Source organism: Kitasatospora sp. NPDC087315 (assembly GCF_044744345.1).
GTDB lineage: Bacteria > Actinomycetota > Actinomycetes > Streptomycetales > Streptomycetaceae > Kitasatospora.
This window is the reverse complement of sequence record NZ_JBIUYD010000016.1, coordinates 30,656-54,904: the sequence shown is the minus strand read 5'-3', so window position 1 is coordinate 54,904 and position 24,249 is coordinate 30,656. Positions and strand designations below refer to the sequence as shown.

Here is a 24,249-nt window from a genome sequence, read left to right as displayed (position 1 = left end):
CCGGCCGGCTGCAGAGGGCGGCGGCGCGGCGGGTTGTCACCGCAGGCCGACGGCGCCCGGTGGCTGACTGTGCGTGCCGGCGGTGTTACGCTCCAGAGAGAAGAGAGAGCTGACTCTCACTTGTTGGCCAGGGATGCCGTTCGTCCGTCCCGGGCCTGGACGTGCAGGAGAGGGCGGTTCCGCCAAGCGTTCACTGCTCTTGTGGCCTTTGGCCGGCGAGGAGAGACCATGACCGCACCCGCACCGCAGTTACCCTTCGAGCGCCCCAACGCCCTGGAATTGGCGCCGCTGCTCGCGCGTCTGCGCGAGGAAGGTCCGATCACGCGGGTGACCACACCCGCCGGTGACCCGGCTTGGCTGGTGACCCGTTACGAGGAGGCCCGGGTGGTCCTGGGCGACACCCGGTTCTCCCGGCTGCGCCCCGATTCCGAGGACGCGCCGAGGATCTCGGAGTCGGCGCTGCACACGCGCCCCGCCCCCACACCCGAGGAAGAGGACCGCGAGCACACGCGGATGCGGCGGATGCTGACGCCCGCGTTCAGCGCGCCGCGGATGCGCCGGCTGGGCGGGAGGATCGGGGAGCTCGCCGCATCCTGCCTGGAGACGATGGACGAGGAGCGTTCGCGGGATCCGGAACGTGCCGTCAACCTGCATGACCACCTGTCGTTCCCGTTGCCGGTGATGGTGATCTGCGAGCTGCTGGGTGTGCCGGTCGCGGACCGGGACCTGCTGCGCGGCTGGTCGGAGCGGATCGGCGCGCTGTACGACGGGGCCGACGGGGCCGCGGCCATGGCCGAGTTCGAGGCGTACGTGGCCGCCATCGCCGAGGAGAAGCGCAAGAAGCCGGGGCAGGACGTGATCAGCGACATCCTGGCCGTGCAGGCGGAGGACCCCTCGTTCACCGAGGGGGAGATGACCCGGCTGGCGGTGGGGCTGCTGTTCGCGGGCCACGAAACGACGTCGGCCCGGATCGACCTGGGGGTCCTGTTCCTGCTGAGCGACACCGGCCGGCGGGACCGCTTCGTCGCCGACCCGGAGGTGCTGGCCCGCGCCACCGTGGAGGAGGTCCTGCGGATGTCCGCGCCCGGTGGGCTGGGCCTGACCCGCTACGCCCGCGAGGACGTCACCGTCGCGGGGACCGCGATCGCGCGGGGCGAGGCGGTGCTGGTGGCGATCAACGCCGCGAACCGGGACGGGCGGGCGTTCGAGGGGCCTGACACCTTCGACCCGTCGCGTTCCCCCAACGCGCACCTGGCCTTCGGGCACGGCGGTCACTACTGCATCGGCAACGTGCTGGCACGCACCGAGATGCAGGTCGCGCTGACCGCGCTGTTCCGGCGCTTCCCCGGCCTGCGGCTGGCGGTGGACGCGCGCAGCCTGCGCGACCACTCCGAACGGCTCGCGGGCGGCCTCGGCGAGGTCCCGGTCCTGTGGTGAACGGGGAGCAACCGCGCGAGTGGTCTGTCGCGCGGGTGGAGGCGGACACCTCGCGGTGCGTGTCGTCGGGGCAGTGCGCGGTGACCGCGCCGCTGGTGTTCGACCAGGACGAGGCCGGGCAGGTCGTCGTGCTCGCCGCCGAGCCCGGCGGACGGGCGGCGGAACAGGCCCGCCAGGCGGCCGCCATGTGCCCGGCCTCGGCGATCCGGCTGTATCCGGCGCCCTAGCGGCTGGTGGTGCCGGTGGTGCCGGCGGCCCGGCGGGGCGGCCGGCACCCACCTCGGCGTCAGGGGGTGCGGGTGCGCAGCGCGGGGGCGGGACAGGGCAGCGGGCTGGCCCCGGCGGGGGTGAGGCCATCGAGGACCAGGGCCAGGTACCGGCGCCAGCCGTCCTCGCGGGGCTCCATCGTCCACAGCACCGAGACCAGCATGACGACGATGCGGTGCAGGTCGTCGGGTACCAGGTCGGCGCGGATCACGCCCGCGTGCTGACCGCGCGCCAGGAGAGCGTCGAGGGCGGCGAAGAACTCCTGTCCGGTCGCCGGGGTCAGGACGCCGGCGGCGCGGGCGGCGGCCAGCACGTTGTAGTCGCCGGCCACCGATTCCAGCGCCGCTTCCAGCACGCTGGCCAGTCCGGACGCGGGGTCGGGGGCGTGGGCGGCAGCCTGGATGACGGGACGGACGTGCCCGCCGAAGCGCTCGTCCAGTACGGCCCGCAGGAGCGCGGCCTTGTCGGGGAAGCGGCGAAAGAGCGTGGCGGCGCCGACGCCGGCCCGGCGTGCCACCTCGTCGAGGTGGGCGTCGGGGCCTTGTTCGGTGAAGACCTCCCGGGCAGCCCGGATGATCTTTTCCGCGTTGCGGGCGGCGTCGGCGCGCAGCAGCCGGGGGGAGTCGAGGGCCATCCGGGCAGCCTATCCAAGGGCCGGCGGAACGGCGCCGGACGGCCGGGGAGACGGACTTGCCCCCGGCGGCCTGGCCGCCGCACCCCCTCCGTGGCTCAGACGTCCAGGTGGGTGGGCGCGAACATCCGCAGCACGGCGGGCAGGACAGCACGTTGGGGCCCGCAACAGCTCGGCCAGCCGGAGCAGTTCGCCGCTGGCTCCGGCGCGGACCACGCCGCCTCCGGCCAGGATCACCGGGCGCTCGGCCTCGGCCGGCAGCACCGCCGCCTCGGCGATCAGCTCCGGGCGGGGGGCCGGCGGCCGGGGTTACGGTCACCGGCGCGAGCCGGACGTCCTGCGGGATCTCCACCCACACCGGCCCGTACGGCGCGCTCAGTGCCGATTCCCAGGCGGCGGCCAGCGCGGAGGGGATCTGCGCGGGGGTGCGTGCGGTGTGTACGGACTTCGCCACGTCGCGGAAGCTGGCCTGCTGGTCGACGAGTTCGTGCAGTGTCGGCGGCGCCCGGGTGAGCGCCCGGGTGCCGGGGCCGGCCACCGTGCCGGCCCCGGCCGACCGTTGACGGAAGGCCAACTCGATGACCGCCACCGCGCTCGCCCAACCCGATCCCGACGACGGCGGCCAGGGCACCGGCCACGTTCCGGACCGGTCGGCGCAGGCCTCGCCCGGCCGGGACAATCAGCCCGCCACCATCCCCGCCACCATCCCCGCCGGCACCTCCGCCCCCACCTCCACGCCCCCAACCCCGCAGGGTCGCATTTCCGCTGGTCAGGTGCCCCGGACAAGGGTTTCGGGCCGTGGCGACAACCCTGCTGCCTCCTCCGCTGTCGAAGACAGCGGAGGAGGACGGTGGAAGCGGGGATCGACAGCACCGGTCCGGGGCGCCGTCCTCATGGCGCTCGCCCTGTTCCAGCGAGCCACCGCCCGCGAACTGTGGCCGCTGGTCCCGCCCCACCAGCGCAGCGACAAGTCCATCCGCGACGCCCCGGCCGACCTGAAGACGGTCGGCCGGGTCCGCGAGGAACTGCGCCTGTCCGACGGCCGCAAGCTCTGGTGCCTGACCACGGCCGGACGCCGCGAAGCCGCCATCCTCCTCCCGGCCGGTACCAAGCTCGCCGCGCTGCGCCCGGCGAAGGAGGGCCCGTCGACCGCGTACTCCGAGCACGCCCTGGACGTCGCCGCCGTCGCCGGCCTGCTCGCCAGGGCGGGCATCGGGCACCTGGCCGCGTTCACCGTCATGAAGGCGTACCTCGCGCAGGTGTGAGCCGCAGGGCGGCCGACATCGGCGGTCCCGAAGGCTTTTGCCGAGCGGCTTCACGCGACAGGAACTGTCCGGCGCCGCGTTGGCGCGCCGAGAGGGACCGCCGTCGGCTCACCGGACAAGGGGATGGCCCTGCCGGGGAACGTGGCACAACCCCGGCCCCGATACGCGGCCTGTCGCCCTCGAACGGAACCTGGAACGCTGTCGTGTACGGATCCCGGGGAGGGGGCGCACATGGCGGGTTGGTACCGACGCCGGGCGGAGTTGGCCCGAGTGGGCGGGGAGGTCAGGGCCCAGCTGTTGCTGTTCGATCTCGCCCGCGCGGCCCGGGCCGCCGGCCTGCCGGCCCGGGCCGCTGCGAACATACGGATCACCGCCCGGGTCATCGGCCGCACCAAAGCCTTCGAAGCCGTCGGCAGGGACCTCTACAACGCCCTGCTCGGCCTGTACTCCACGGCAGTCAGCGTCGTGACAATGAAAACCCGGCTCGTGGCGCCCCTTTGGCTCCAGGCGGTACTCTCCGGTCTCGCCGTGGCCGCCGTGCTCATGACAAAGGCCCGGTGGTCGGTCTTCGGGACCGGCCTGCGCCGGCTGGGCGGCACGTGGTCGGTTCCCGCACGTGCCGTCCTCGCCGCCGCCGCCCTCGGCCCCCGCGCAGCCAGCCCGAACCGCAGACGCCGCGCGGCGACCCGAAAGGTCAGCTCCCGCCTCCGCGACCTGGAACGAGCCCTCCTCGCCCGGGAAAGAGGCGTCGGCCGGCCGCGACGCCACCAGATCCGTACCCACCGCCGACTCGTCGTCGCCGCCCTGCGCCAAGCCGAACTCCGCCTCGACACCCAGCACCGCAACGACCTGCTCGAAACACTGCTGACCATCAGCACCAACCACACCAGAGGCCACTACGCGGCCCTCCTGCCCGCCGAGCAGCTCGAAGGCCTGGAACCCGCCAAGGACCACACCCTGCTGTGGGCCTCGCTGCGCACCGGGGCCGGGGTGGCGGTCGTCACGGCCGCGGTCTGGGCGGGAGAGCGGTTCGGCCTGTCCAGCCTGGTCCTGATGCTGGGCGCGCTCGCGGTGTTCAGCCTGGTGTTCCGCAGCCACGCCGAAAGGGTGCCCGACGCCGTCCTGACGAGGCTGTCCGGCTGAAAGGCCAAGCAAGGCCGGAACTCCGGGGGTGGCGCCTTTCTTCGGGCCGGCCGGGCCGACCGCCAGGAACTGCACGGTGCAGTCTTCCGCGGGCAGGTCCGGGGGCCGCGAGCTCTTGGGGCTCGATGCGGAGAATCCCGTCGCCTCCCCTCCAGAGGCCGTAGCCGTGGTACGGGGGTGTCCTCCACCGCGGCCCCGACGGTCTTGCCGGTGGCGTCGCCGGGGCCGCAGATGCACGTCCGCTCGCCGGGCCACTGGCAGGGCTTGGGGTGGAAGGTCAGTGCCACGGTGCGCCCTTCCGTGGTCCTCGGCGGGGAGGGTTCTTCGTCCGCGGCTTCCCTGGCGGCGGTGGCGCGGCGCAGCACGTCGGGGCTCTCCGGGAGGCGGATCGGCCATCGGCCGCGCCAACGGGGTGGTGCGGCCTGGTCGGGCGGCTCGTTCCGGATCACGATTTCCAGGTCGGGGTGGACAAGGAGCTTCAGGTTGGGGTTCTGCTCTTCATCGACCGCAGCGGGAACTTCGTGACGGCGGGTCCGCCGGAGTCAAGGAATGCCCCCGAGTACTACCTTGCCGGACACTGGACCAAATTTCCCGACCAGACGGAGATTTCCATCGACCTCGCCCGGGCGGCAGTGAAGGAATTCCTGGCATCGGGAGGGCAGCGCCCGACCTGTGTTTCCTGGAAAAACCAGTATCCTGACGATTAGCCGGAAGCAACCCAGCACCCGCCCCGCTGCCCCCGTTTCCGTCCGGGCGGCTTGCGGGGGGCGGTTTGGCCGTGGAACTTCTCCCGCCCGTCGGTCCAGCTCTGTGCCTGCCGCCCTCGGCCGGTGCCGCAGGCCCGGCCCGTGCACCTGCTACCGGTCGGGCCGTCAGGCCCCGGTCCCGGCCATCCACTGGTGCGGCCGCAGGCCGCCCGGTCCCTGACCCGCCACACCCTGTCTGCGTCCCACCCCGGGCCACCCTCGGCCGAGGCCGCGGGCCCGGCCCCGCATTTCACTGCGGGCCGGGCCGCCAGGTCCCCCAGTTCCTCGCTACCCGCCGCTCCGCTGCGCTCGTTGACCTGCCGTGGCTTGGTGCTCGAGGCGGCTGTCCCCCTGCGCCCGGGGTGGCGGTATGGGTTCAGGGGGTGGTGTGGCCCGGCAGGGGGCCGTAGGCGGTGCACCACTCGCAGTCGCAGGTGGTGAGGGAGTTGGCCTGGCAGTGGGCGGTGGGCCATGCCCGGGAGGTGCACGGGCCGGGGCCGACGGGGGTGCCGTCGTCGGGCAGGGTGCGCCGGCACCAGTCGCATCGGATGGCGGCCGGCACACCGGCCCGGCGCAGTCGTCCAGCCGCTTCGGCGGCGGTGGCGAAGGGGATGGCTTCCCGCGCGGTGACGGGTGCGCCGTTCAGGAGCTGTCTGCTGTGCCACAGGCTCAGACCCGTGACGGCGCGGACCGCCTTGAGGGCCGCAGGCCCGCCGGGCGAGGGGTCGGTCAGCAGGACCGTGAACTGCGGATCCTCCACAGGTCTCTCCTTCGGGTCGGTCGGTGTCGTGCCGCATGCCCGGTCAACAGTCGGCAGGGCAGTGGCTCCAAGGGGATATCGGGGCCTCCGTCCTGCCCCCGCCACCCGGGCCGGTGCCGCAGGCCCGCACCGCGCACCTGCCCGGCACCCCGGCCGCCCGCTGGGTGCGGCCACCGGGCCGGCACACCCACCCGCGGTCGCCAGGCCGTCCGCTTGAAGACCGGGTGGCGGTGCCTGCTGCGCCCCGACCCGGCCCCTGCCCCCTGCCCTTGGCCGGGTTGTGTCTGCTCCCCGCGCTGTGCCGTGGCCCGGGGGTGAAGTCCCTGACAGCTCTTGCATCTTCGTACGGCCGGACGCCCGGGTTCGCGACACCTCCCGCATCCCTGCACGGCCGGGCCGCTCGGGAGCCGCCGCTGCGCCCCGAGGAGGTGGTGCGAGGGTCGGTTCCGGAGTGCGGGTCCCGAGGGGTGGGATGTGGGGACGGTGGGGCTTGTGTACGGCCAGGGAGGGCCGGAGGGTGGCCGCACTGGGTTGTCCCGGAGTCCGTCGGTGGAGTGCCGGCGGGGCTGGGTGAGTTCCTCCGGGGCCGGGGCCCCGGAACGCCTCACCGGGCCGGTACTGCCCGGCAGCGGGGGTGCCGGTGGCGTCCGGGCGGGGTGGCCCGGTGAGCTCCTGGTGATGATTGGCGTGATGCTTTCAGTGGGTTCGGCGTTGCTGGTCACCCGGGGTCGGGTGGTGGTTCCTGCTGTTCAGGGACGTGTTGTGAGCGGGCAGTGGTGAAGGGCCGCGCTGATGTGGTGGTGAAGCATCACGCCGAGGTGCGGTGAACCACGGACGCCGATCGTTATCGCGGCTGCCGGGGTCCGGCCGGCAGTGGTGAGGCCCGGGACAGGGATCTTGTGGGCGTCGTATACGGGAAGCGGCAGGTTGATCGGCTCCGGCAGGATGACGCGGTGAACTTCTTTTTCCGTCGTCAGCAGCCTGCCTCGCGGCCTTCCCGGGCGTGGATGTCCTGGAGCGTGTCCGGCTGGCGGTTGCCGGGGCGCGGTCTCGGGACGGAGATGCGTTCGAGGAGTTGATCGCCGCACTGCTGGCGGTCGGCTCGGCCGGGGATCTTGACGACTCGCTTGAGGCGCTGCGCGTGCTGACGGGACGTCCGGCGCTGCTGCTGCGCCTGGACGCCTTCATACGACGGGAGCCGTGGTACTCGACGCGCCCCGCTCCATCACTCACCGAGGCCGACCCGGTCGCCCTTGTCCTGGCGGCCTCGCACGCCGATGGCCGCATCCGTGAGCGCGTGGTGCGGCGGATGCTGCACCAGCCGCGTCCCGAGATGATGCCGTTTCTCGTCCTGCGGACCAGCGACTGGGTCCGCCGGGTACGGGAGCCGGCGTGCGGGGCTCTGGCCGTGCTGCTCCACGAGAATCCCCTGCTGGCCGCCCCGGCGACCGTGCGTACGGCCCTGCTGATCAACCGGCGCCAGCGCGGCGCCTTCGCCCACGGTCAACTACTCGTGCCGCTGCTGGCCGAGTCGGGCACGGCCCTGTCCGGAAGGCTTCTCACGGCCCCCGACCCGGTGGTGCGTCGCTTCGTCCTCGACACCACCGCGCACCGCCTCAGGTTTCGTGACCTCGTGGCCCTCGCCGAGAGCGACCCCGGCCGGCAGGTCAGGGCCCGGGCCGCCGAGGCCGCCGCCCGGCAGGCGGTGTGGACCGACCAGGTCGAGCCGCTGCGCCGCCTGGCCCGCAGCCGCCACGCCGAGGTACGGATCACCGCCCTCACAGGGCTGATGCGCACCGGATCCCCGCAGAACGTGGTGCCGTACCTCGACGACCCGTCCGCACTGATCCGGGCCCTGGCCCGGGAGGCGGCACGCCGCACCGTACCCGCTCTTCGTGTTCGACCCGGGACTGCCCATCGCCTTGGTCCTGGGTCACGGCAGCCACCTTCGGGTACGGGGCGGGGCTGCTGCTGCAGGACCGGCTGATGGCGCTGACACCGAACGAGCTGAGCGGGCAGGCGCTGGGCCTGCACAGCTCCGGGATGCTCACCATGCAGGGTGTCGGCGCGGTGGTGGCCGGCTCGGTGGCCGAGCTGACCTCGCCGGCCACAGACATGGTGGCGACCCTGCTGCTGGCGCCCGGGCTGCGCGGAGGTCCGGCGGCGGACGGGGCCGCGGACGCGGAGGAGGAAGAGGCCCTCCCCACATCGAAGTAGGCCCCGTGGTGAAGCCCCACGGCAGGCCCGGGCCCGGTGGTGACCGGCGCCTGCTGTGCCCGGTGGACCGCTACCTGTACGCCCGTTGACCCAACGGGCCCGAAGAACGCGGACGCCCCCGGCCGGAACGGCCGGGGGCGTCCGCGTTCAGGCGCGGAACAGGGTAGTCGCGGGGACGACTACGGCAGCGGGACCTGTGCGGTGCCGACTACTTGACCGCGCGCAGCGCGTCGACGATGCCGAAGCCGTAGAAGCCGTTGATGCGCTTGCCGCCCGCACAGGCGGCGTCCACGATGCCGTCGCCGTTCCCGCCGTGCGGGTCGGCCGGGCACCCCGGGTTGTCCGCCTGGGCCTTGAGCAGTGCCTGCAACTGGGCCGGGGTCGCGTCCGGGTGGGCGGACTTCAGGAGCGCGGCCACACCGGAGGCGTGGGGAGTGGCCATGGACGTGCCCTGGAGGTAGCCGTACTGGTTGTTCGGCAGCGTCGACAGGATGCCGCCTTCCCCGGACGGTGTGTCCGAGGCCTGGTACTGGTCGCCGCCCGGCGCCGCGACGTCGATCACGCCGAGGCCGTAGCTGGAGTAGTACGACTTCGCGCTCCTGGCGCCGGTCGCGCTGACCGTGACGACGCCCGGCAGTTGTGCGGGCAGCTCCCAGCACCTGTGCGGGTCGACCGTCCGGTTCGCCGGGGTGGAGTCGTTGGGGCTGACACCGTCGGTGAAGGCCTTGGAGGCCAGGTCGTGGTCGGAGTTGCCGGCCCCGGCGACATTGAGGATGCCCTTGCGCTGCGCGTAGAGCTGGGCGCGGTTGACCGCCTCGACGATGGCCTCCTGGTCGGGGTCGTCCAGGCAGTTGTACTGCCACGGGTCCACGTAGTAGCTGTTGTTGGTGATCTGCACACCGTGGTCGGCGGCGAACACGAAGGCGCAGACGACGCTTTCGGCGTAGATCAGCTGGCGCGGGGTGGGCTGGGAGACCGTGATGCCGGAGACCCTCACACCGGGTGCCACGCCCGCGACGCCGATGCCGTTGCGGGCCGCGGCTATCGTGCCCGCCACGTGCGTGCCGTGGAAGTGGATCGCGTCCACCGGCCGCCAGGAGCCGTACGTGGTATCGGCCTTGCCGCTGACGCAGTTCGCGGACTGCGACGGGGAGAAGTTCGCAGCGAGGTCCGGGTGGGTGTCGTCGACGCCGGTGTCTATCACGGCGACCGTGACGTCCCTGCTGCCCGGGTTGATCCTCGCGGCCTTGTCCGCGCCGATCGCCCGCAGGTCCCACTGCTCGGCTTCGAGGGGTTCGGCGCCGTCGCCGGACGCTTTCCCGATCCTCGCGGCCTCGGCCTCGGAGAGGTACCGCACCGCACCCTCGTCGGTCGTCCCCGCCGCGCTGAGCGGCGCGGTCCGCGTGGTACCTGCCGACTCCACGCCGCGCACCGCGCGCAGCCGCCTGCCGAAGTCGGGGTTCGCCGAGTGGACGACGATGACGCCGATCCCGTCGTACGTGACGACGATGGTGCCGCCGGCCGCGGTGATGGCCCGCTGCACCTCTGCGATCGTGCGACGGTCGGTCTTGGTGTTGACGACGTACGCCAGGGTGTGCGCGTCCTCGGCCCGCGCGGCGGACGGTATTCGGGGCGTCGCCGAGGCCGACGCGGGGAGGAATCCGAGCGAGGCGGTCAGCGACAGCACGATCGGTACGACCAGGCCGAGCCGGAGTAAGGAACGTCGTCGAGCCATGTGGTCTCCACATCATCCGGGTGCAGGACCCGCCCGACAGCAGAGTGCCGGCCAGGCAGGTGCATGACGGGTGGTACAGGGGTGAAGCTATCCCGCCACCTCGTCAACCAGCAATGACTCGCAATGACTTGACCAGACCTGCGGCGAAGGTGAGGGTGGCACTGCGGCCGAAGCCTGGACCTGTCGGAGCAGTGCGGACCCTTTGCCGCTGAGGAACCGCCAGGCAAGGCTCGGCTGGTGACTGGGCCATGGTCAGGACCACGGGTCGTCGCAGTACGTGGACCGCACCCGCGCCGCGGCCCTCGCGCTGCGCGGCGAGCAGGCCCGGCCCGCCAGGCCCGTGGTGCGTCGCGGCCGGTTGTGACCGGAGCCCCTGCCACCGGCCGGGCGGCCAGGTCTGTTCAGGGCTGTTGCCGGGTGAGGCGTTGTTCGATGGCGGTGTACCGGTTGTGCCGCTGGTTCGGGGGTGGGGGGCTGTGCCAGTCGATTTCGTACAGGACGTCGCCGGGGCGGCCGCCGCGCAGCGGCACGGTGGCGGCGATGCGCCCGTGGTGGGAGGGGAGGACCGCGTACTCGACCGCGGCTCCGACGGTCTTGCCGGTGGCGTCGCCGGGGGCACAGATGCACGTCCGCTCCCCGGGCGACCCGCAGCGCTCGGGGTGGCCGGTCAGTGCCGTGGTGCGCCCTTCCGTGGCGGGCGGCGGGGAGGGTTCTTCGGCTACGGCCTTTCTGGCGGCCGTGGTGCGGCGCAGTGCGTCGAGGTCCTCCGGGAGCGGGAGCGTCCATAGACCGTTCCAGCGGGGTACGGCCTGGTCGGGCGGCTCGACGACCTCACCGAGCGCGTCCTGCCCCAGCTGCCGCCCGGCTACGACCTGCTGTTCGGACGTTCGGCCACAGGCGAACGACCCTGACCACCCTCGCGCCGCCGCCAGCCCGCGGCCGGCCAGCACCCGGAAGGCTCCACGGTCATGACCCGGTACCGCCTCCTCCTCCAGCACGTCCGCACCCTCGGCCGCTACACGTCCGACGAGGAAGCCGAACGCGTCCTGTATGCCGTCCTGACAGCCCTCGGCAGCCAGCTCACCGGCGAGGAACGCTGCGACCTCGCCGCAACCCTGCCCGAGCGCGCCCGCGCCGCCTTCGCCAACCAGATCCCGCTGCCCCAGCCCGTTGCCGCCCCGGCCTTCGTCGAAGCCGGCGCCCGCGCCCTGAACACCAGCCTCACCGGCGCCCGCTGGGACGTCTCCTTCGTCCTGGCCGCCCTGGCCGCCCTGGCCGCCCTGGCCGCCCTGGCCGCCCTGGCCGCCCTGGCCGCCCTCGCCGCCCTCGCCGGCCTCGCCGCCCTCGCCGGCCTCGCCGGCCTGGCCGGCGACCACCTGACCGACCGGCTCCTCGCCGACCTGCCTCGCGGTTACGCGCTCCTGTTCGGCCGCGCCGACCTCGCCATCGCGGCTTGACCCGGGACCGGGTACGGGCCTTCAGCGGCACCGTGCGCGAGCTCACCCACCGGGCGGGCACCTGCTCCCCTCGCCCCGGCCGGACGGGGCGAGCGCGCATCCGCAGCGGTCACGACGTCCGGCGTGGGATCGACCTGCACGCCCGGTCGGCAAGGGTCAGTGCTGCCTGCGGTTGTCGGATGGGCGGGCGGTGTCGAGGGCGTCGCGCAGGGCGTACAGGTCGGCGATGGTGGCCACCTCGGCGAAGCGGGCCAGCAGCCGGCGGACGGTGCGGTCGTCACCGTCGTGCACGGCCTCGGTGATCGCCTCGATCAAGGCCGCCTGCCCGTCCCGGACCGTCTCCGGTGCCACGGGCGCCGGGTGTCCCACTGCCGCCTCCCTGCGCGGTGTCGCTCGCTGTTTCGGGGCGCGCGGCGGCGGCTCGGGGGGTTGCCGCCGCCGCGCAGCGGAAGACTACCTCCCTTCTCGCATCCGCAAAATCTGTGTGCGCCGGAGTAGACATTGATCGTGGGCTGGTCTAGCGTTTCTCTCGTAGACAGCAGTCGGCGATACCGGCCAGACACGAACTGGCCGGGGTTGTTGGACAGAGTTCGCGGTTCGGTCCAGCAGTGGAGTTCCGAAGCCAGGCAGGTGCAGGACGGCGACGGGACTGGCTGACGGACCGGGCGGCCCGCAGGTATCAGGGGCCGCCACCAGCGGTACCGGTTGTACGCGGTTCAGTGAGTGCAGTACCGGCAGTACGAAAGTGACAGTGCAGTCCAGAGGATGAATGGAGGGCGCAAGCGCCATCAGGATCGCCCGGCCCGTGAACACTCGCCCGGGCGGACACCGCAGACCCCAACGCAAGGACGGTGGTTTCCGGTCACGCATACGCGATCCCCACACACCCCCTCCCCCGGGGCAGTGCGGAACCCAAGGACCGGCCCAGGCCGGTAGATGGTGTTGTTCCCCTTCGGGGCCCCGGAGCCGACACGGCGCCGGGGCCCCTCAACGCGTTCTCCCAGAACCAGAGAGGTGCAGTGACTACAACGACCAGCCCCGACACACCCGACAAACTCGACGACGACGACTACCCCGCCTACACCATGGGCCGTGCCGCCGAGATGACCGCCACCACCCCCGGCTTCCTACGAGCCCTCGGCGAACACCGCCTCATCACCCCACTGCGCTCCGACGGCGGCCACCGCCGCTACTCCCGCTACCAACTACGGATCGCGATGCGCGCCCGCGACCTCGTCGACCAGGGCACCCCCATCGAGGCCGCCTGCCGCATCGTCATCCTCGAAGACCAACTCGAAGAAGCCCTGCGCCTCAACGAGCAACTCCGCCGCTCCCAGCACGGCCAGGAACCCACCGCGGACACCTGACCGGACCGGCAACCTGGCCTACAGCCGCGGGCGGAGCCCATGGACAGATTCTGCAGGCTCCGTCGCGCGTCCGGTGCCGCAGCGACCGGAACACGCGTTTCCCCGTGAGTTCCTGCCGCTGCGCCGAGGCTTGAATGGCCTCTGATCGGCGCATCTCGTGAGTCCGCGGGAATCGTCCGGTTCGTCCGCTGAGGCGTCGAGCCGGTGTTCCCGGTCGGGGCTTCGTCTATGAGGGAGGCCCGACCGGCGTTGACCTGCCGACTTCGGCGGTGTACGGGATTCGCGGGGGTGTCCCGGGAATCCCGTACACCGCCCGCTACGCCCACTCCACGCCGTGTTCGGCGAGCTGCGCGAGCTGTCCCGGGGACAGCTTCGCCCGCCTCGCCTTGGCGTTGTTCAAGAATGAACCCAGCGCCACCTGGTGCACCACGACCTCTTCCTCGCCGCCGGGGCTGGCCTCCACGGTCTCCAACGGCTAGAGGGGCCGCGCATGCCGTTCCCGCGCCACGAACTGGGCGAGCACCGCCAGGCACTGGGTGAACCGGTCTGTGCGGGAGACCTTCGGCTTTGCCTCGGCAGCCGCCTTCGCGGCCACCAGCTCGGGGTCCTCCTCGACCCTGATCGCCGCCAGCAGGTTTCGCTGATCGGCCTCCAGGCGGTTCGGCCGTGTGACCGTGCGGGAAGCCGGCTGCTGACCCGACCGCGGTGGTGGAGGTGTTGTCGGCGCGGTCGGCAGGGCGTCCCGTGCCCCGCCGGCCTTCAGGTCCTGTTCGGCCCCACCCCCGGTCGGCTTTCTCGGCCTCCGGGTTGAGGAGGCGGTTCAGGCCCACCGGCTGAGGCCCCGGCATTCGTCTGCGTGTGGCCGACCGGGCCGGTTCACCGAAGGCTTTTTGCAGATTGCAGATGGGCCGTCACCGGTGCTGCGGTGACGGCCCATCGCGGGTGATGCTCATACGGTCGGGCCGACCAGACCTGTCAGGGCCCGGTGTGCGCGTCGGGTGGTGCGCTCGGCGCGGCTCTTGAGCCGGAGCGCGCGCGCAAGGCGGTGCTTCTCGGCCTCCCGCAGACGCTCGTCGATCGTCGCCCGCGCCACCTCGAGGTGGTAGGTCATGGTGCTCCCCCTGTCCGCGGGTGATCCGTCGGCATCACCGCGATGCCGACCCTTCGGACCACCCTCTGCGCTTCAGAGTCTACACCCAAATACGAGACAAAGCCTTGCATTTAACGTTCTGTTCAAGAAATTGCCTGCTGATCGAAGGCTTTGATGTCGATTGGCTCCCAGGTTCCGCGTGGCGGCGATTCGGTGCCCGGATCCCTGCCCAGGCCGCCGCTCCGCTCGCCGGTCCTGGCGGTCCGGTGCCGCTCGGCGACCGTCGTCCTCCTGGCCGTCCCGGTCGGGCGGGTCGGGACGGTCGGGTCGGGGCGGAAGATTTCAAGTCCAGTGAGACGGTCGTGGCGTTATGAGGTTTGTGGTGCGGGTTCGCGGCGTTTGGCGGGGTCGTTGATCCACGCTGTCTTCGGGATCTCGTATGGGGTGGCGTGGGCTGTCCGGAAGGCGTTACGGCGGGGTGACGGCGTGCTGGGTCGTGTTTGGGTGTGGTGGTGGATCCATGTCCGCAGGGGGTCGTCGTCGGACGGGTTCAGGCGGGGGAGCCCGAGTCTGGTGGCGGTGTGGTGGAGGAACGCGGCGTGGGCGGGGTGGGTGTGGCGGTGGGGGCCGTTGTGGTTGTCGGGGGTGGCGAGTACTCGGTGGTGGTGGAGTGCGCGGGCGAGGGTGACGGTTTCGGGGTAGGTGGCGGCATCTCGGGCGAGGAGTGCCCATGACGTGCGTGGCGCGAGACGGGGGTTGGTGGCGGCGAGGGTGCTGGTGCGCCGGTGCCAGCGGTGCGCGAGGTGTTGCTGGTGGTCGTACCAGCGGGTGGTGATGGTCTGGGCCCAGCTCCAGGCGAGGTCCGCGTCTTGACGGCGTTGCAGGCGCTGGTGGGCGCGTTGTGCGTGCTCGAGTTCGGGCAGCGTGGTGACGTCGAGGATGTGGCCGTGTTCGCCTGTGGTGGGCCAGGTGTGGTGGCGGGCGCACAGGCGTTGGTGGTCGGGGGTGTAGGCCCAGGCCGTGCGGGTGGCGCCGCGGGTGTGGTGTAGGACGCAGGCGGGGCAGGCGGCGATGGGTGGCTGCCGGTGGCGTGCGGTGCGCTGCCAGGTGATGTGGGGCAGTTCGTGGCCGCTGCCGGGCCGGGCGGGTGCCGGCGACGGGTTCCCAGCGGGGCAGGGCGCGGGCGAGGTGGGGGTGGGGGATGCGGGCGAGGGCCGCGATGCGTACCTGGGCGGCGCGGTTGGGGTGGAGTTCGGCGCCGTGCACGGTGGCGAGGCCTTTGCCTTGCGCGTCGACGGCGATCGCGAGGGCGTCCAGGAGCTGGGGCAGGCTCTGCCGGTAGACGTGTGCCAGGCGGGTGAGGTAGGAGGCGGTGGTTTCGCGTGGCAGGGGCCGTACGCGCTGGCAGCCGGGGGTGACGGGAGGCGCGTAGAACATGGCTGTCATCGCCGGGCGGTGGTGCGTGTCAGGGTGTGGGGGCGGTGCTGCTCTTCGGCGAGGTGGTCGAGGTCGATGTCCTCCAGGACGGCGCGGGTGATGCGTTCGGTGCCGTCGAGGATGGTGGTGATGGCGGCTTGGCGCACGAGGCGCGCCAGGCTGCCGATCCTGCCGCCGGTGCGGGCGTGGAGGTAGCCGGCCAGGCGGGGCAGCGTGCCGGGGCGGTGGTGGTCGAGGTCGAGGGCGTTGTCCATGGCGGCGGCCAGGTCGCGGAACGGTTCGCGGGTGCCGTGGCGAAGCGGCAGTGCGCCGGTGTCGATGAGGCTGGCGCGGGCGGCGAGCTGTTGTCCGCGCACGCCGGTGAACAGCGGGGTGTCGGTGACGTCGATGCCGGCGTAGAGGAACGTCGCCCGGATGCGTTCGGTGAGGTCCTTCAGGAGGTCGGCGGCGTCCGCGCCAGTGCTGGTGCGGGGGTTGAGGCGGTGGATCTCGTCGATGAGGACCAGCCGGACCCGGGCGGCGGCGTAGGTGTGGCAGACGGCGGTGGCGATCTGGGCCTGGGTCATCCGGGCGGTGACGGGGATGCCGAGGTAGCGGGCGAATTCGGCGGCGAGGGTCTTGGCGGTCGCGCCCGGCGGAACCAGGATGTACGCGACCGGCACGGTGTCCCCGCTCGCGTCGGCGCCGGCGCGGGCGTGTGAGGCCAGGTGGCAGGCGCGCCCGATGTGCAGGACGGCGGTGGTCTTGCCGCACGCGGCCGGCCCGGTGACGATCAGGGAGGGCCGGGCGGTGGTGTCCTGGTGGCGCGCCAGGACCATCAGGGTGCGCACGGTGCGCGAGACCTTGTCGATGGCGGGGGTCTGCACGGTGACGAACCTGGAGTGTTAGGCGAGCTTGTCCTCGGCGCTGCGCGGCGGCCCGCCGGGGGCGGGAGGAGCGGGCACGGGTGTGTCGACGAACCGCTGGAAGCCGTCCCAGGTCGAGCACTCGTACGCCCAGTCGTCCTCCGGCGAGTCCGGCGCCGGCCCGGTTCCCGTGCCGCTCGCCGCCCACGGGAGCGCGGCCGCCGGCAGCGCCGCATACGACGGTCCGGCGGCTTCACGCGCGCCGGGGTCGCCCTGTCCCGGGGAGGGCTGCCCGGTCCTGCCCGGCATGGCCGTCGAGGGCGCGTACGAGGGCGGCTTCGTAGTGGTCGCGGTCGGGGCGGCGGGCGACCTGGGTCTTGAGGTACTGCCAGATGTGGTCGTTGAACGGGCTGGTCGCGTGGTCGCGGTGGATCCAGGGGATCTCGGTGAGCTTGCCGTTCGGCAGCCGGATCCAGACCTGGCGCAGGTCGTGGGGGTTGTGGTGGACCTCCCATTTGCCGCCCTGGGCGGTGACGGGGGAGGGGTGGCCGCGGTGCGGGTTGAGGACGGCGTGGTCGTAGGTGCGGTGGTCCACGCGGATGCCCCGGTCGGTGACGGCCTTCCACACCACGGGCAGCAGTTCGGTGTAGTCGTCGCCGGTCAGCGGGACGGGCAGGTAACCGCACGCCGCGACCAGGGCGCCCCGCATCTCGTTGGGCGACAGGCAGGCCCGGGGCATCATGGGGTGCCGCAGTCCTTCGTGGGGGCGGTTCTGCCAGCCGGCGGTGATCCACTCGTCGAGCAGGTCCTGCAGCTGGGGGAGCGTCCAGCGGGCCTGGGAGGCGACGTCGCGGCCGCGGAGGGTGACGTTGGAGCCGGCGACGTACTGGCACAGCAGGGTGTTGATGGAGCCGAAGGTGCGCTCCACCGGCCCCTTGGCAGCCGGCTGGCGGGGCGGGGCGCTCTGCACGCTCACCCCCAGCGTCTCGCACGCGGCCAGGAACGGCTCGGACACGAAGACCTTCCCGCAGTCGACGACGACGGTCTCCGGCACGATGACCGGCCGCGCGGCCGCTCCGTCCAGCCGGGCGTCCAGGGCCAGCAGCCGCTCGTAGGGAACGGCCGCGTGCGACAGCTCCAGGACCTTCGGCCAGCCGGGGCGCATCGGGTGCGGTACCGCCATCTCCGCCAGCAGCAGCGCGGCGTCCACCGCCTTCGTCGAGGCCGGCCGCAGGACGGCCGCCAGGATGGAGCGCGTCGCGACATCGAGGGCGATCGTGAGCTCGGGCCGGCCGACGACGCCCTGGTCGAAGACCACCATGACGTCCAGCCGGGTGGTGTCGAGCATGACCTGCTCACCGGGCCGCAGCACGTTCGTCGGCGTGAACGGCGCCGCGGGGACGGTGGCCGTCCTGGCGGGGCGCCCGGGAAGCTCCCGGGGATCGGCGAGCGCGCGCACCAGCCGGTAGAACGTCGCCGGCATCGCCACCGCGCCCGGCCCGTGCGCCTCGTCCAGGATCTCCACCGTCAGCCGCCGCAGCCCCGCCACCGTCCCCTTGGACTGTCCGCGCTGGCGGCGCAGGGCCTCCAGGCCGGCGACCACCACCCGCTCGTCCGCGCGCCCGGTACGGCTGGAACCGCGCGTGGTGCGATGGTCGACCAGCCCCCACAGTCCCCGCTGCCGGTAGTTGGCGCGCATCCGCACCACCGTCGCCCGGCTCACCTTCGGCCAGCCGAGCGCGGTCAGCTCCTCGGCCTTGGCCTGCTCCCGCTCGGCCATCGACCACCGCGCCGGGTCGTAGGCGGGCCGCGGCACCCCCGATGCGCCAGGCCCCGCCGGCAGTCCGCACTCCACCTCCTGGATGTGCCGCTGCCACGCCAGCGCCCGCTCCCGCTGACGCTCCGACACCCCCTCGAACAGCCCCCACTGCGGCGCCCCCGGCACCGCCTGCGCCCCCACCACCCGAAACCCCGGCGACCCGCACAGGTGCCGCACGTCCGCCGCCGCGCCCTGCTCGTCGACCAGCCGCACCACGGACGCCTCCAGGCCCACGACCTGCCAGGCCCGGTCCTCGAACACCACATGGCAGCCCACCGCGACCACAGGCCGCCAGCTCCCGCTCACGCCCCCACCCCCGGCCGCGCCAACCCTGCCGGCCGCTCCTGGCCGCCGCTTGTCAGTCTTCTCTCTAGTTGCAACACTGATGCCGCTCTGACCAGGTGTGCTTGAGGTAGCCAACAAACTTAAAGCTGCCCATTGGTATGCCTATTGAGCTGCAGTGGTGTTGCTAGTGAGCATGTTGACCTCTGGCGGATAGCCGCTCTGACCTGGGATGTTTTAGTTACGCGGCGAATGTTGTAACTAGATGGATAACTACCCTGTGAGAGTTATCGGGCGATGCCCTCTGGAGTGATCTTGAGGGGGTGCGATGTGGGCAGGTCGAGGCGGTGTCAGTGTTGGCGGCGGGGGCTGTGGGCAGAGTGTCGTGTTGCGTGAGCTGACGACGACATCCAGGCTGCCGCCCTCGCCTGAAGCCTCGTCAGGATCAGGGCTCGATGTTGATGCCGTAGTCGGTGGCCAGGCCCGCCAGGCCGCTGTCGTAGCCCTGGGCGACGGCGCGTGCTTTCCAGCCCGGTCCGTGGCGGTAGAGCTCAACGGCGACCACGACCGTCTCGCCCGCGTCGTGGGCGGGCGGCTCGAAGCGCAGGAGCACACCTGAGATTTGGGTGATGTCCGCCCTCCAGGTGGTGCGCTGGTCGAGGACGGCGGTGGGTTGCGCTTCGAGGTCGACGCTCACCACCACAGCGACCGTGCGGACATCGTCGGGGATGCGGCCGAGGTCGGCGGTGATGGTGTCGCCGCTGGAACTGACGCCGTCCTGGTGGGGGTGGTTGTAGAAGACGAGGCCGTGGTCGGTCCGGACCTTGCCGTCGCCGGTGAGGGGAAGTGCGGAAACATCGACCGGAGCGCCAACGGTCGTGACGCGTAACGCTGTTGTCTCGGTAGGTAGGGGCGCGTTGCCGCCCTTGGCCAACAGCAGCGGCACGAGGCCCTTCCCGTCAGGGGATGGTGCGGCGAGGTCGGTGGTGACGGGGCCAGCGGGGGAGTGGGCCGGGGGCGTGCCGGTGCGGGTGAGGCCAGCGAGGGCGCGCTGCAGGAGCGGCCAGCCTTCGGCTTCCTCGCCGGGCCAAGGCCACCGTAGCCGCTGGGTGCCGAACTGCTTGGCGGTGGGCGGCTGTCCGAGTGCCTCCTGGAGTTGAACGTAGCGCAGGCTCTCGATGGCCAGCCGCTGCAACTCCCACTGCCGGCGGATCTCCTCCGGGTCCTGGGCCGCCGGCCAGGTGCTATTGGGGACGGGCTCGCCACCGAGCGCTTGGTACACCCGGCGGGCGAAGTCGTGGCCGTCGCTGGCCAGCAGGCGGGCGGGCCGCTTCTGCTCGGACGGCGCGGGCTCGCCGATCGCGGTGTAGAGCGCCCCGAGGTCACCGCCGGTCCACTGGTTGGCGGCGGTCGTCGCGAACCGGGAGAACTGGATGAGCGTGGGCGGGCGCCCCTTGAGGGCGACGTGGCGGTGGTACTGGTGGGCGACCTCCTCCAGTTCGCGGCGCCACCGCTGCTGCAAGTAGGTGTTGAGGTAGCGTTCGGCCCAGGCACGGCGGTGCCGGGTGACGATGTCCCTCACGTGCTCGAAGCCATCGCGGCGCGAGCCACGGCCCATGCTGAACGTGACGCTCACGAGGCCGTCCTCGGAGACGACCGGAACACTCCTGCCCTCCGAGATCGACTCCGGATCTCCCAACTGCTGCTCGGCGGCGCGCAGTTCCTCGAAGAGGGAAGCGTCGACGGGGCAGCCGGCCGTGCGCAGCTCGGTCAGCTCACGGTCGTAGTAGCCGGCGGCGTCGGACAGGGTGGTGCGGGAGTACGGGCCCTCGCACACGAACCACGCGGTCAGTCCGATGCCATGCCAGAACCCGGCCGCTGCACCGAGAACCTGGGTCATCGTGTGGTTCGGGCGGGGGTTGCTGACGATGCTTCCGGGGTGCTGCTTCAGCATCACCGTCTCCAACAGCCGCCCTACCTGCTCCAGGACCATGGGCGGCAGAGCCTGCAGGTACAGCTGAGGGGTCCGGTCCTCTCCGGGCGAGGACAGGTCCATCACTTCCTCATCGAGCAGGCCCCACAACGAGGGCATCCCCTTCGCCTGGCGGGCGTGTGCCTGGTCGAAACCCGCCCACCAGTCGCGCAGCACGGACACCCGCTCCTCGATGGGAGAGACGGCGGTGCTCGTGCCGAGGAACGCCGCGAGCATCGCCTGGACCTCGTCCTCGCCGATGCCCGTCTCAGCCGCCACCTCGGCCGCCTGGGAGGACATGCCCACATACAGGCGCGCCTCGGGCAGGGCGGTGATGACCTCCTCGTCCGGGTGCGGCGGGGCCTGGAGGTAGTCGAGTACAGCCAGCCAGTCACCCGCGAAATGAGCGGAGACCACCGGCTGCAGTGCGCGGGTGAGGACCCGCCGCGCCAGCGGCGTGCCCTTCTTCGCCTTCGCCGCGAACCCTGCCGTCAACTGCTGCAGCCGCTGCATACGGTGACGGGCCACCAGCTGTTCGAGATCGGCCGCGGCTAGCGCTTCCAGCAGGTCCAGACGGGCCTGCTGCTGCCCTCTGCGGTCGAGAGCGTGCCAGCCGCCGCCGAACCGGAAGACCTCCAACGCACCGGAAGCGATGCCCAGCAGCCGGTAGCGGTCCTCGATCGCCGCCCACACCTGCCGCTGCTCCTCACGCGTACCGGCCGGCCCCGCCGCCCGCACCCGAACCGGCTCCATCAGCGTCTCGAACAAGGGCACCAGCAGCGCCCACAGCAGCACCACATCCCCGCCCTCGGCGACGGTGAGGCGGGCCGTGTCACCAGCGGCCACCGTCAGTGCGTGGGCCGGACGGTGGCGCAGCAGATGTGGCAGGTTGACCACCCCTGCCTTCAGCGAGAGCTGCTGCGGCAGGTACCACGCGCCGCGCCGCTGCTGCTCCTGAACTCCGAACACCTCCGCGCACAGGGCGCTCTCCGTGCGGGTGAGAGCCGCGGCCTTGGCGGTTTCCGGGACATGAGCCCCCTTGCCGACAGTGACGGCGGCCACCGGCCGGCCCTCGAGCGAGGCGGCCAGCAACCGGGCCGTGAGCGCGTCGACGTCGGTGAAGCGCTGCTGCCGGCCGGCCGCCGCCTCCACGCGAAGTGCTACCTCAGGGTGGGCATCCGCGGCCGAAAGCCACCACCGCGACGGGTCAGCTGCCACCGGTCACCTTCCGCATGAGCTCGGCGAACTTCTCGAACGGCAGTGGCGACGCCGTGCCTTGCGCATAGACGGCGTAGCGCTGCGCCATGAACTCCATCTCCCGCTCGGCCTGCCTAGCCTCCACCCGATCCAGCTCATGCACGACGCGCTGCTCCACCCGTCCTCGCTCGTACAGGACGAACGCGTCCATCCCGCCCGCACCGTCGTCGCCTCCAGCACCTTCCGCAGGGTCGTCCCCTTCCTGCCCGTCACCCTGGAAGGAGGCGGCCTCGATTGGCGGGGCGTCCAGCAGCAGAGCCAGGTCCATGTCGTTGTCCGCGCACAGCGCCTCCAGGTGGTCCTCCAGGCCGAGTTCGGCGTGGCAGACCACGTCCAGGTACTGCTGTCCGGCGGGCACGCCCGGGTGGCGCAGCACACGGACACCGCGTCCGATGAACTGGTAGAACTCGCCGAAACTGCCGTAGGGGCGGATCGGCACGACAACGGTGACGGGCGGGAAGTCGTAGCCCTGGCCGAGCATCCGCAACTGCACGATGCCCTGAAGGTCCCCGGAGTCGGACTCGAACCTGCGCACAGTGGAGGAGATCGCCGACGGCGCCATGCTGTGGTGCAAGGTGGCGCAGGCGATGCCGTGTTCCTCGGCGATGCGCGCGATCTGCTTGGCGTGGGCCTGGCCCATGGCGGAGAACAGCACCCGCGGCTTCACGGGGGCCAGGAGCTTGGCCTGCGCGTCCAGGCAGGCGCGGGTGGCGGCCATCACGTGATGGATCGGCGCTTCGGACTGCGCGGTGATACGTGCCATCCGCCGCTCGTCGCCCAACGCGGCCAACAGCGCGTCACGGCCCACGATCTGCTCGCGCCGCCCATCCGGCCATGTGGCCTCGTACATGCGGACATCAGCAGCGCACGTGCGCTCTGGAAGTGGGCGAACAGCCGTTGGTAGGAGGCGCTGGCTGCGATGTGCGCCTCGTCGACGACGATGAAGTCCACATCTCCCGGCTGGAGTTTGGTCAGCAGGTCCCCGTCGGTCTCACCGGTGCTCAGGGAATGGAAGTTGGTGACCAGGATGTCGGCGGCCAGCAGCCGCTCGCGGCTGACCCGGCTGATCTGACCGTCCGCCCCGTCCAGGACGAGGGTTGTCGGCGGGCGCGCACCGGGCAGTATCGGCCCACCCGCCAGCCCGTACAGGGCATTGCCCGGCGCACCGGGGTCGAGGGCCTTGGCGAACGCGCCGCGGATGACCGAGCCCGGCGTCACCACCAATACGCGCCGCTTGGCGAACGACAACGCGGCCCGCGACGCCCAGCGCGGTCTTGCCGGCCCCGACCGCCATCCCCGCGGCCGCGTGCCGGCCACCGCACGCGTAGTAGTTCGCCAAAGCTGCCAACGCCTCGTCCTGGCACGCCCGCAGCGGCCCGCGGTCCACCCGCGCCCGCACGTCGTCGAAGTACGATCCGCCCCCGGCTCCGAACACAGATGCCCGGCGGGGCGGATCAGCCGCCCGCATCGGATCACCCACCATGTCCGGGACCTCGACATGAGGTGAAGCGGTCAGCAACGGAGCCAGCGCCGGACCCTGACGCAGCATCGCCTGCAACTGCGCGACGCAGCGCGCGGTGTCCGTGCGCACTGCGTCATAGGAGAACCGCAGTACCGTCAACCCGGTGGCGGCCAGGTCGTTCTGCCGCATCCGGTCGTAGGTGAACGCACCCCGGTCGCTGTGGAACGCGAATCCGTCCAGCTCGACAGCCACCCGCAGCACGTCACCCGCGATCAGGTAATCCAGCCGGTAGGTGCGCTCCTCGACGGTCACCGGGTACTGGCTGTGCACCCGCGCGACGATGCCCCGCCCCGCCGCCGGGGTGAGCACCCACCGCAAGAACGCCTCCTCCAGGAACGAGGCGGCGGGGATCAACCGCTCCAACCCAGCGCTCATGCCGGGCCGTCCTCGAGGTCCGCCTCGGAGGCAAGCAAAGCGACCTTCCCCGACAACTGCTCCACCAGGTCCTCGCCCTGCCCAAAGCGGGCCAGGCGGCGTGCCAGGCCGAGAGCCTCCACCAGGGCACCCTCGCGCTCGAGCAACTCGATCAACTGCGGCACAGAGGACACCCGCACGAACGAGGGCTCATCGTCAGTGAAGTCGAACGACACAGCTTGTGGGGCGGCCTCCATCAACTCAAGGTCGAGCAAAGCGAACACCTCGAGCAACTCCAGCGCATCAGGGTCAGAACGGCGGTCAGCCCACAGCTGGCTGACTGCGTGTTGCAGGACGAAGTGGTAGTCCATCGCCGAACCCGGGGTCTCCAACGCCTCCCAGACCCGCACGGCCAACTCCGGACCCCGCGCTTCGCGCGGTACGTGCCGACTGGCAGGTGTGGCAGAGGTACTGCCCTCAGGAGTTGGCCACATCGCAGAGCCGTACGACTCGTCGGGACGGTCATTCGCTCCTGGAAGTGACTCGCGGACTACACCGGGGCTGCCCGTGAAGCTCAGGCCAGGGATTGCCGCCATCCGTTCGAACCACGGTTCCATGTACCCACCGGTCTTGAGTCCTGTATCGC

The 24,249-nt window shown here is 72.0% G+C and carries 23 protein-coding genes and 2 pseudogenes; 9 read left to right on the top strand and 16 right to left on the bottom strand.

Annotated features, from left to right (window positions below; genetic code table 11):
- The first annotated feature begins 228 nt into the window (after positions 1-228).
- Positions 229-1,437: a cytochrome P450 gene (locus ACIO5D_RS23060; protein ID WP_400797411.1), complete on the top strand. Its 1,209-nt coding sequence runs from the start codon at positions 229-231 to the stop codon at positions 1,435-1,437.
- The gene (locus tag ACIO5D_RS23055; RefSeq protein ID WP_363614851.1) at positions 1,431-1,664 is read left to right on the top strand and encodes a 4Fe-4S domain-containing protein; all 234 of its coding nucleotides are present in this window, start codon (positions 1,431-1,433) and stop codon (positions 1,662-1,664) included. The genes ACIO5D_RS23060 and ACIO5D_RS23055 overlap by 7 nt, the downstream gene beginning before the upstream one ends.
- Positions 1,665-1,723: 59 nt before the next feature.
- Here ACIO5D_RS23055 and ACIO5D_RS23050 read toward each other — a convergent pair whose 3' ends face one another.
- Positions 1,724-2,338 (bottom strand): TetR/AcrR family transcriptional regulator, encoded by a 615-nt coding sequence (locus tag ACIO5D_RS23050; RefSeq protein ID WP_400659417.1) that lies wholly within the window; start codon positions 2,336-2,338, stop codon positions 1,724-1,726.
- A 153-nt stretch (positions 2,339-2,491) separates the two neighbouring features.
- Positions 2,492-2,828 (bottom strand): annotated as a pseudogene (locus ACIO5D_RS23045) (thiamine pyrophosphate-binding protein); the annotation flags it as partial.
- A 400-nt stretch (positions 2,829-3,228) separates the two neighbouring features.
- On the opposite strand from ACIO5D_RS23045, the gene ACIO5D_RS23040 reads away from it, so the two are divergent.
- The 3 genes from ACIO5D_RS23040 to ACIO5D_RS23030 all read left to right on the top strand — a co-directional run bounded on the left by ACIO5D_RS23040 (position 3,229) and on the right by ACIO5D_RS23030 (position 5,450).
- Positions 3,229-3,600, top strand: coding sequence for a hypothetical protein (locus tag ACIO5D_RS23040; protein WP_400797408.1), 372 nt, complete (start codon positions 3,229-3,231; stop codon positions 3,598-3,600).
- A 270-nt stretch (positions 3,601-3,870) separates the two neighbouring features.
- Positions 3,871-4,743: a hypothetical protein gene (locus tag ACIO5D_RS23035; protein WP_400797406.1), complete on the top strand. Its 873-nt coding sequence runs from the start codon at positions 3,871-3,873 to the stop codon at positions 4,741-4,743.
- Between the two features lie 269 nt (positions 4,744-5,012).
- Positions 5,013-5,450: an Imm1 family immunity protein gene (locus ACIO5D_RS23030; protein ID WP_400797403.1), complete on the top strand. Its 438-nt coding sequence runs from the start codon at positions 5,013-5,015 to the stop codon at positions 5,448-5,450.
- A gap of 415 nt (positions 5,451-5,865) precedes the next feature.
- On the opposite strand, the gene ACIO5D_RS23025 is transcribed toward ACIO5D_RS23030, so the two are convergent.
- Positions 5,866-6,249: a ribosomal protein L7/L12 gene (locus ACIO5D_RS23025; RefSeq protein WP_400763158.1), complete on the bottom strand. Its 384-nt coding sequence runs from the start codon at positions 6,247-6,249 to the stop codon at positions 5,866-5,868.
- 1,075 nt (positions 6,250-7,324) lie between these two features.
- On the opposite strand from ACIO5D_RS23025, the gene ACIO5D_RS23020 reads away from it, so the two are divergent.
- Positions 7,325-8,236, top strand: a complete 912-nt coding sequence (locus tag ACIO5D_RS23020) for a HEAT repeat domain-containing protein (RefSeq protein WP_400797400.1) — start codon at positions 7,325-7,327, stop codon at positions 8,234-8,236.
- The gene (locus ACIO5D_RS23015; RefSeq protein WP_400797398.1) at positions 8,236-8,466 is read left to right on the top strand and encodes a hypothetical protein; all 231 of its coding nucleotides are present in this window, start codon (positions 8,236-8,238) and stop codon (positions 8,464-8,466) included. Before ACIO5D_RS23020 ends, ACIO5D_RS23015 begins: the two co-directional genes overlap by 1 nt.
- Positions 8,467-8,674: 208 nt before the next feature.
- Here the strand turns inward: ACIO5D_RS23015 and ACIO5D_RS23010 are convergent, their stop codons facing one another.
- Positions 8,675-10,201, bottom strand: a complete 1,527-nt coding sequence (locus tag ACIO5D_RS23010; protein ID WP_400659429.1) for a S8 family serine peptidase — start codon at positions 10,199-10,201, stop codon at positions 8,675-8,677.
- A gap of 401 nt (positions 10,202-10,602) precedes the next feature.
- Complete coding sequence (locus ACIO5D_RS23005) at positions 10,603-11,151, bottom strand: hypothetical protein (protein ID WP_400797395.1); 549 nt, start codon at positions 11,149-11,151, stop codon at positions 10,603-10,605.
- Positions 11,152-11,169: 18 nt separating this feature from the next.
- Here ACIO5D_RS23005 and ACIO5D_RS23000 point away from each other — a divergent pair, with 18 nt between their 5' ends.
- On the top strand, positions 11,170-11,658 hold the full coding sequence (locus ACIO5D_RS23000; RefSeq protein ID WP_400797393.1) for a DUF2267 domain-containing protein: 489 nt from the start codon (positions 11,170-11,172) through the stop codon (positions 11,656-11,658).
- A gap of 156 nt (positions 11,659-11,814) precedes the next feature.
- Here ACIO5D_RS23000 and ACIO5D_RS22995 read toward each other — a convergent pair whose 3' ends face one another.
- Positions 11,815-12,009 carry a hypothetical protein gene (locus ACIO5D_RS22995; RefSeq protein WP_400659435.1) on the bottom strand — a complete coding sequence of 65 codons (195 nt, stop codon included), beginning with the start codon at positions 12,007-12,009 and terminating at the stop codon, positions 11,815-11,817.
- A gap of 734 nt (positions 12,010-12,743) precedes the next feature.
- Between ACIO5D_RS22995 and ACIO5D_RS22990 the strand changes: the two genes are divergently transcribed.
- The gene (locus ACIO5D_RS22990; RefSeq protein ID WP_400659509.1) at positions 12,744-13,025 is read left to right on the top strand and encodes a MerR family transcriptional regulator; all 282 of its coding nucleotides are present in this window, start codon (positions 12,744-12,746) and stop codon (positions 13,023-13,025) included.
- Between the two features lie 316 nt (positions 13,026-13,341).
- On the opposite strand, the gene ACIO5D_RS22985 is transcribed toward ACIO5D_RS22990, so the two are convergent.
- From ACIO5D_RS22985 to ACIO5D_RS22940, 10 genes and pseudogenes are all read right to left on the bottom strand, one after another.
- Entirely contained in the window at positions 13,342-13,497 is a 156-nt protein-coding gene (locus ACIO5D_RS22985) for a hypothetical protein (RefSeq protein WP_400659437.1), read from the bottom strand.
- Between the two features lie 477 nt (positions 13,498-13,974).
- The gene (locus tag ACIO5D_RS22980) at positions 13,975-14,136 is read right to left on the bottom strand and encodes a hypothetical protein (RefSeq protein WP_400659439.1); all 162 of its coding nucleotides are present in this window, start codon (positions 14,134-14,136) and stop codon (positions 13,975-13,977) included.
- Between the two features lie 1,421 nt (positions 14,137-15,557).
- Positions 15,558-16,418, bottom strand: coding sequence for a TniB family NTP-binding protein (locus tag ACIO5D_RS22975; protein WP_400797390.1), 861 nt, complete (start codon positions 16,416-16,418; stop codon positions 15,558-15,560).
- An 18-nt stretch (positions 16,419-16,436) separates the two neighbouring features.
- On the bottom strand, positions 16,437-16,706 hold the full coding sequence (locus ACIO5D_RS22970; protein WP_400797387.1) for a hypothetical protein: 270 nt from the start codon (positions 16,704-16,706) through the stop codon (positions 16,437-16,439).
- Complete coding sequence (locus tag ACIO5D_RS22965) at positions 16,651-18,522, bottom strand: Mu transposase C-terminal domain-containing protein (RefSeq protein WP_400797384.1); 1,872 nt, start codon at positions 18,520-18,522, stop codon at positions 16,651-16,653. Before ACIO5D_RS22965 ends, ACIO5D_RS22970 begins: the two co-directional genes overlap by 56 nt.
- Before the next feature lie 421 nt (positions 18,523-18,943).
- Positions 18,944-21,622, bottom strand: a complete 2,679-nt coding sequence (locus ACIO5D_RS22960; RefSeq protein ID WP_400797381.1) for a TerD family protein — start codon at positions 21,620-21,622, stop codon at positions 18,944-18,946.
- 55 nt (positions 21,623-21,677) lie between these two features.
- Positions 21,678-22,577: a DEAD/DEAH box helicase gene (locus tag ACIO5D_RS22955; RefSeq protein WP_400797378.1), complete on the bottom strand. Its 900-nt coding sequence runs from the start codon at positions 22,575-22,577 to the stop codon at positions 21,678-21,680.
- Between the two features lie 59 nt (positions 22,578-22,636).
- A pseudogene (locus tag ACIO5D_RS22950) lies at positions 22,637-22,705 on the bottom strand (hypothetical protein); the annotation flags it as partial.
- 13 nt (positions 22,706-22,718) lie between these two features.
- Positions 22,719-23,624 carry an endonuclease domain-containing protein gene (locus ACIO5D_RS22945; RefSeq protein ID WP_400797376.1) on the bottom strand — a complete coding sequence of 302 codons (906 nt, stop codon included), beginning with the start codon at positions 23,622-23,624 and terminating at the stop codon, positions 22,719-22,721.
- Positions 23,621-24,013 carry a hypothetical protein gene (locus ACIO5D_RS22940; RefSeq protein WP_400797374.1) on the bottom strand — a complete coding sequence of 131 codons (393 nt, stop codon included), beginning with the start codon at positions 24,011-24,013 and terminating at the stop codon, positions 23,621-23,623. Before ACIO5D_RS22940 ends, ACIO5D_RS22945 begins: the two co-directional genes overlap by 4 nt.
- Positions 24,014-24,249: the final 236 nt, after the last annotated feature.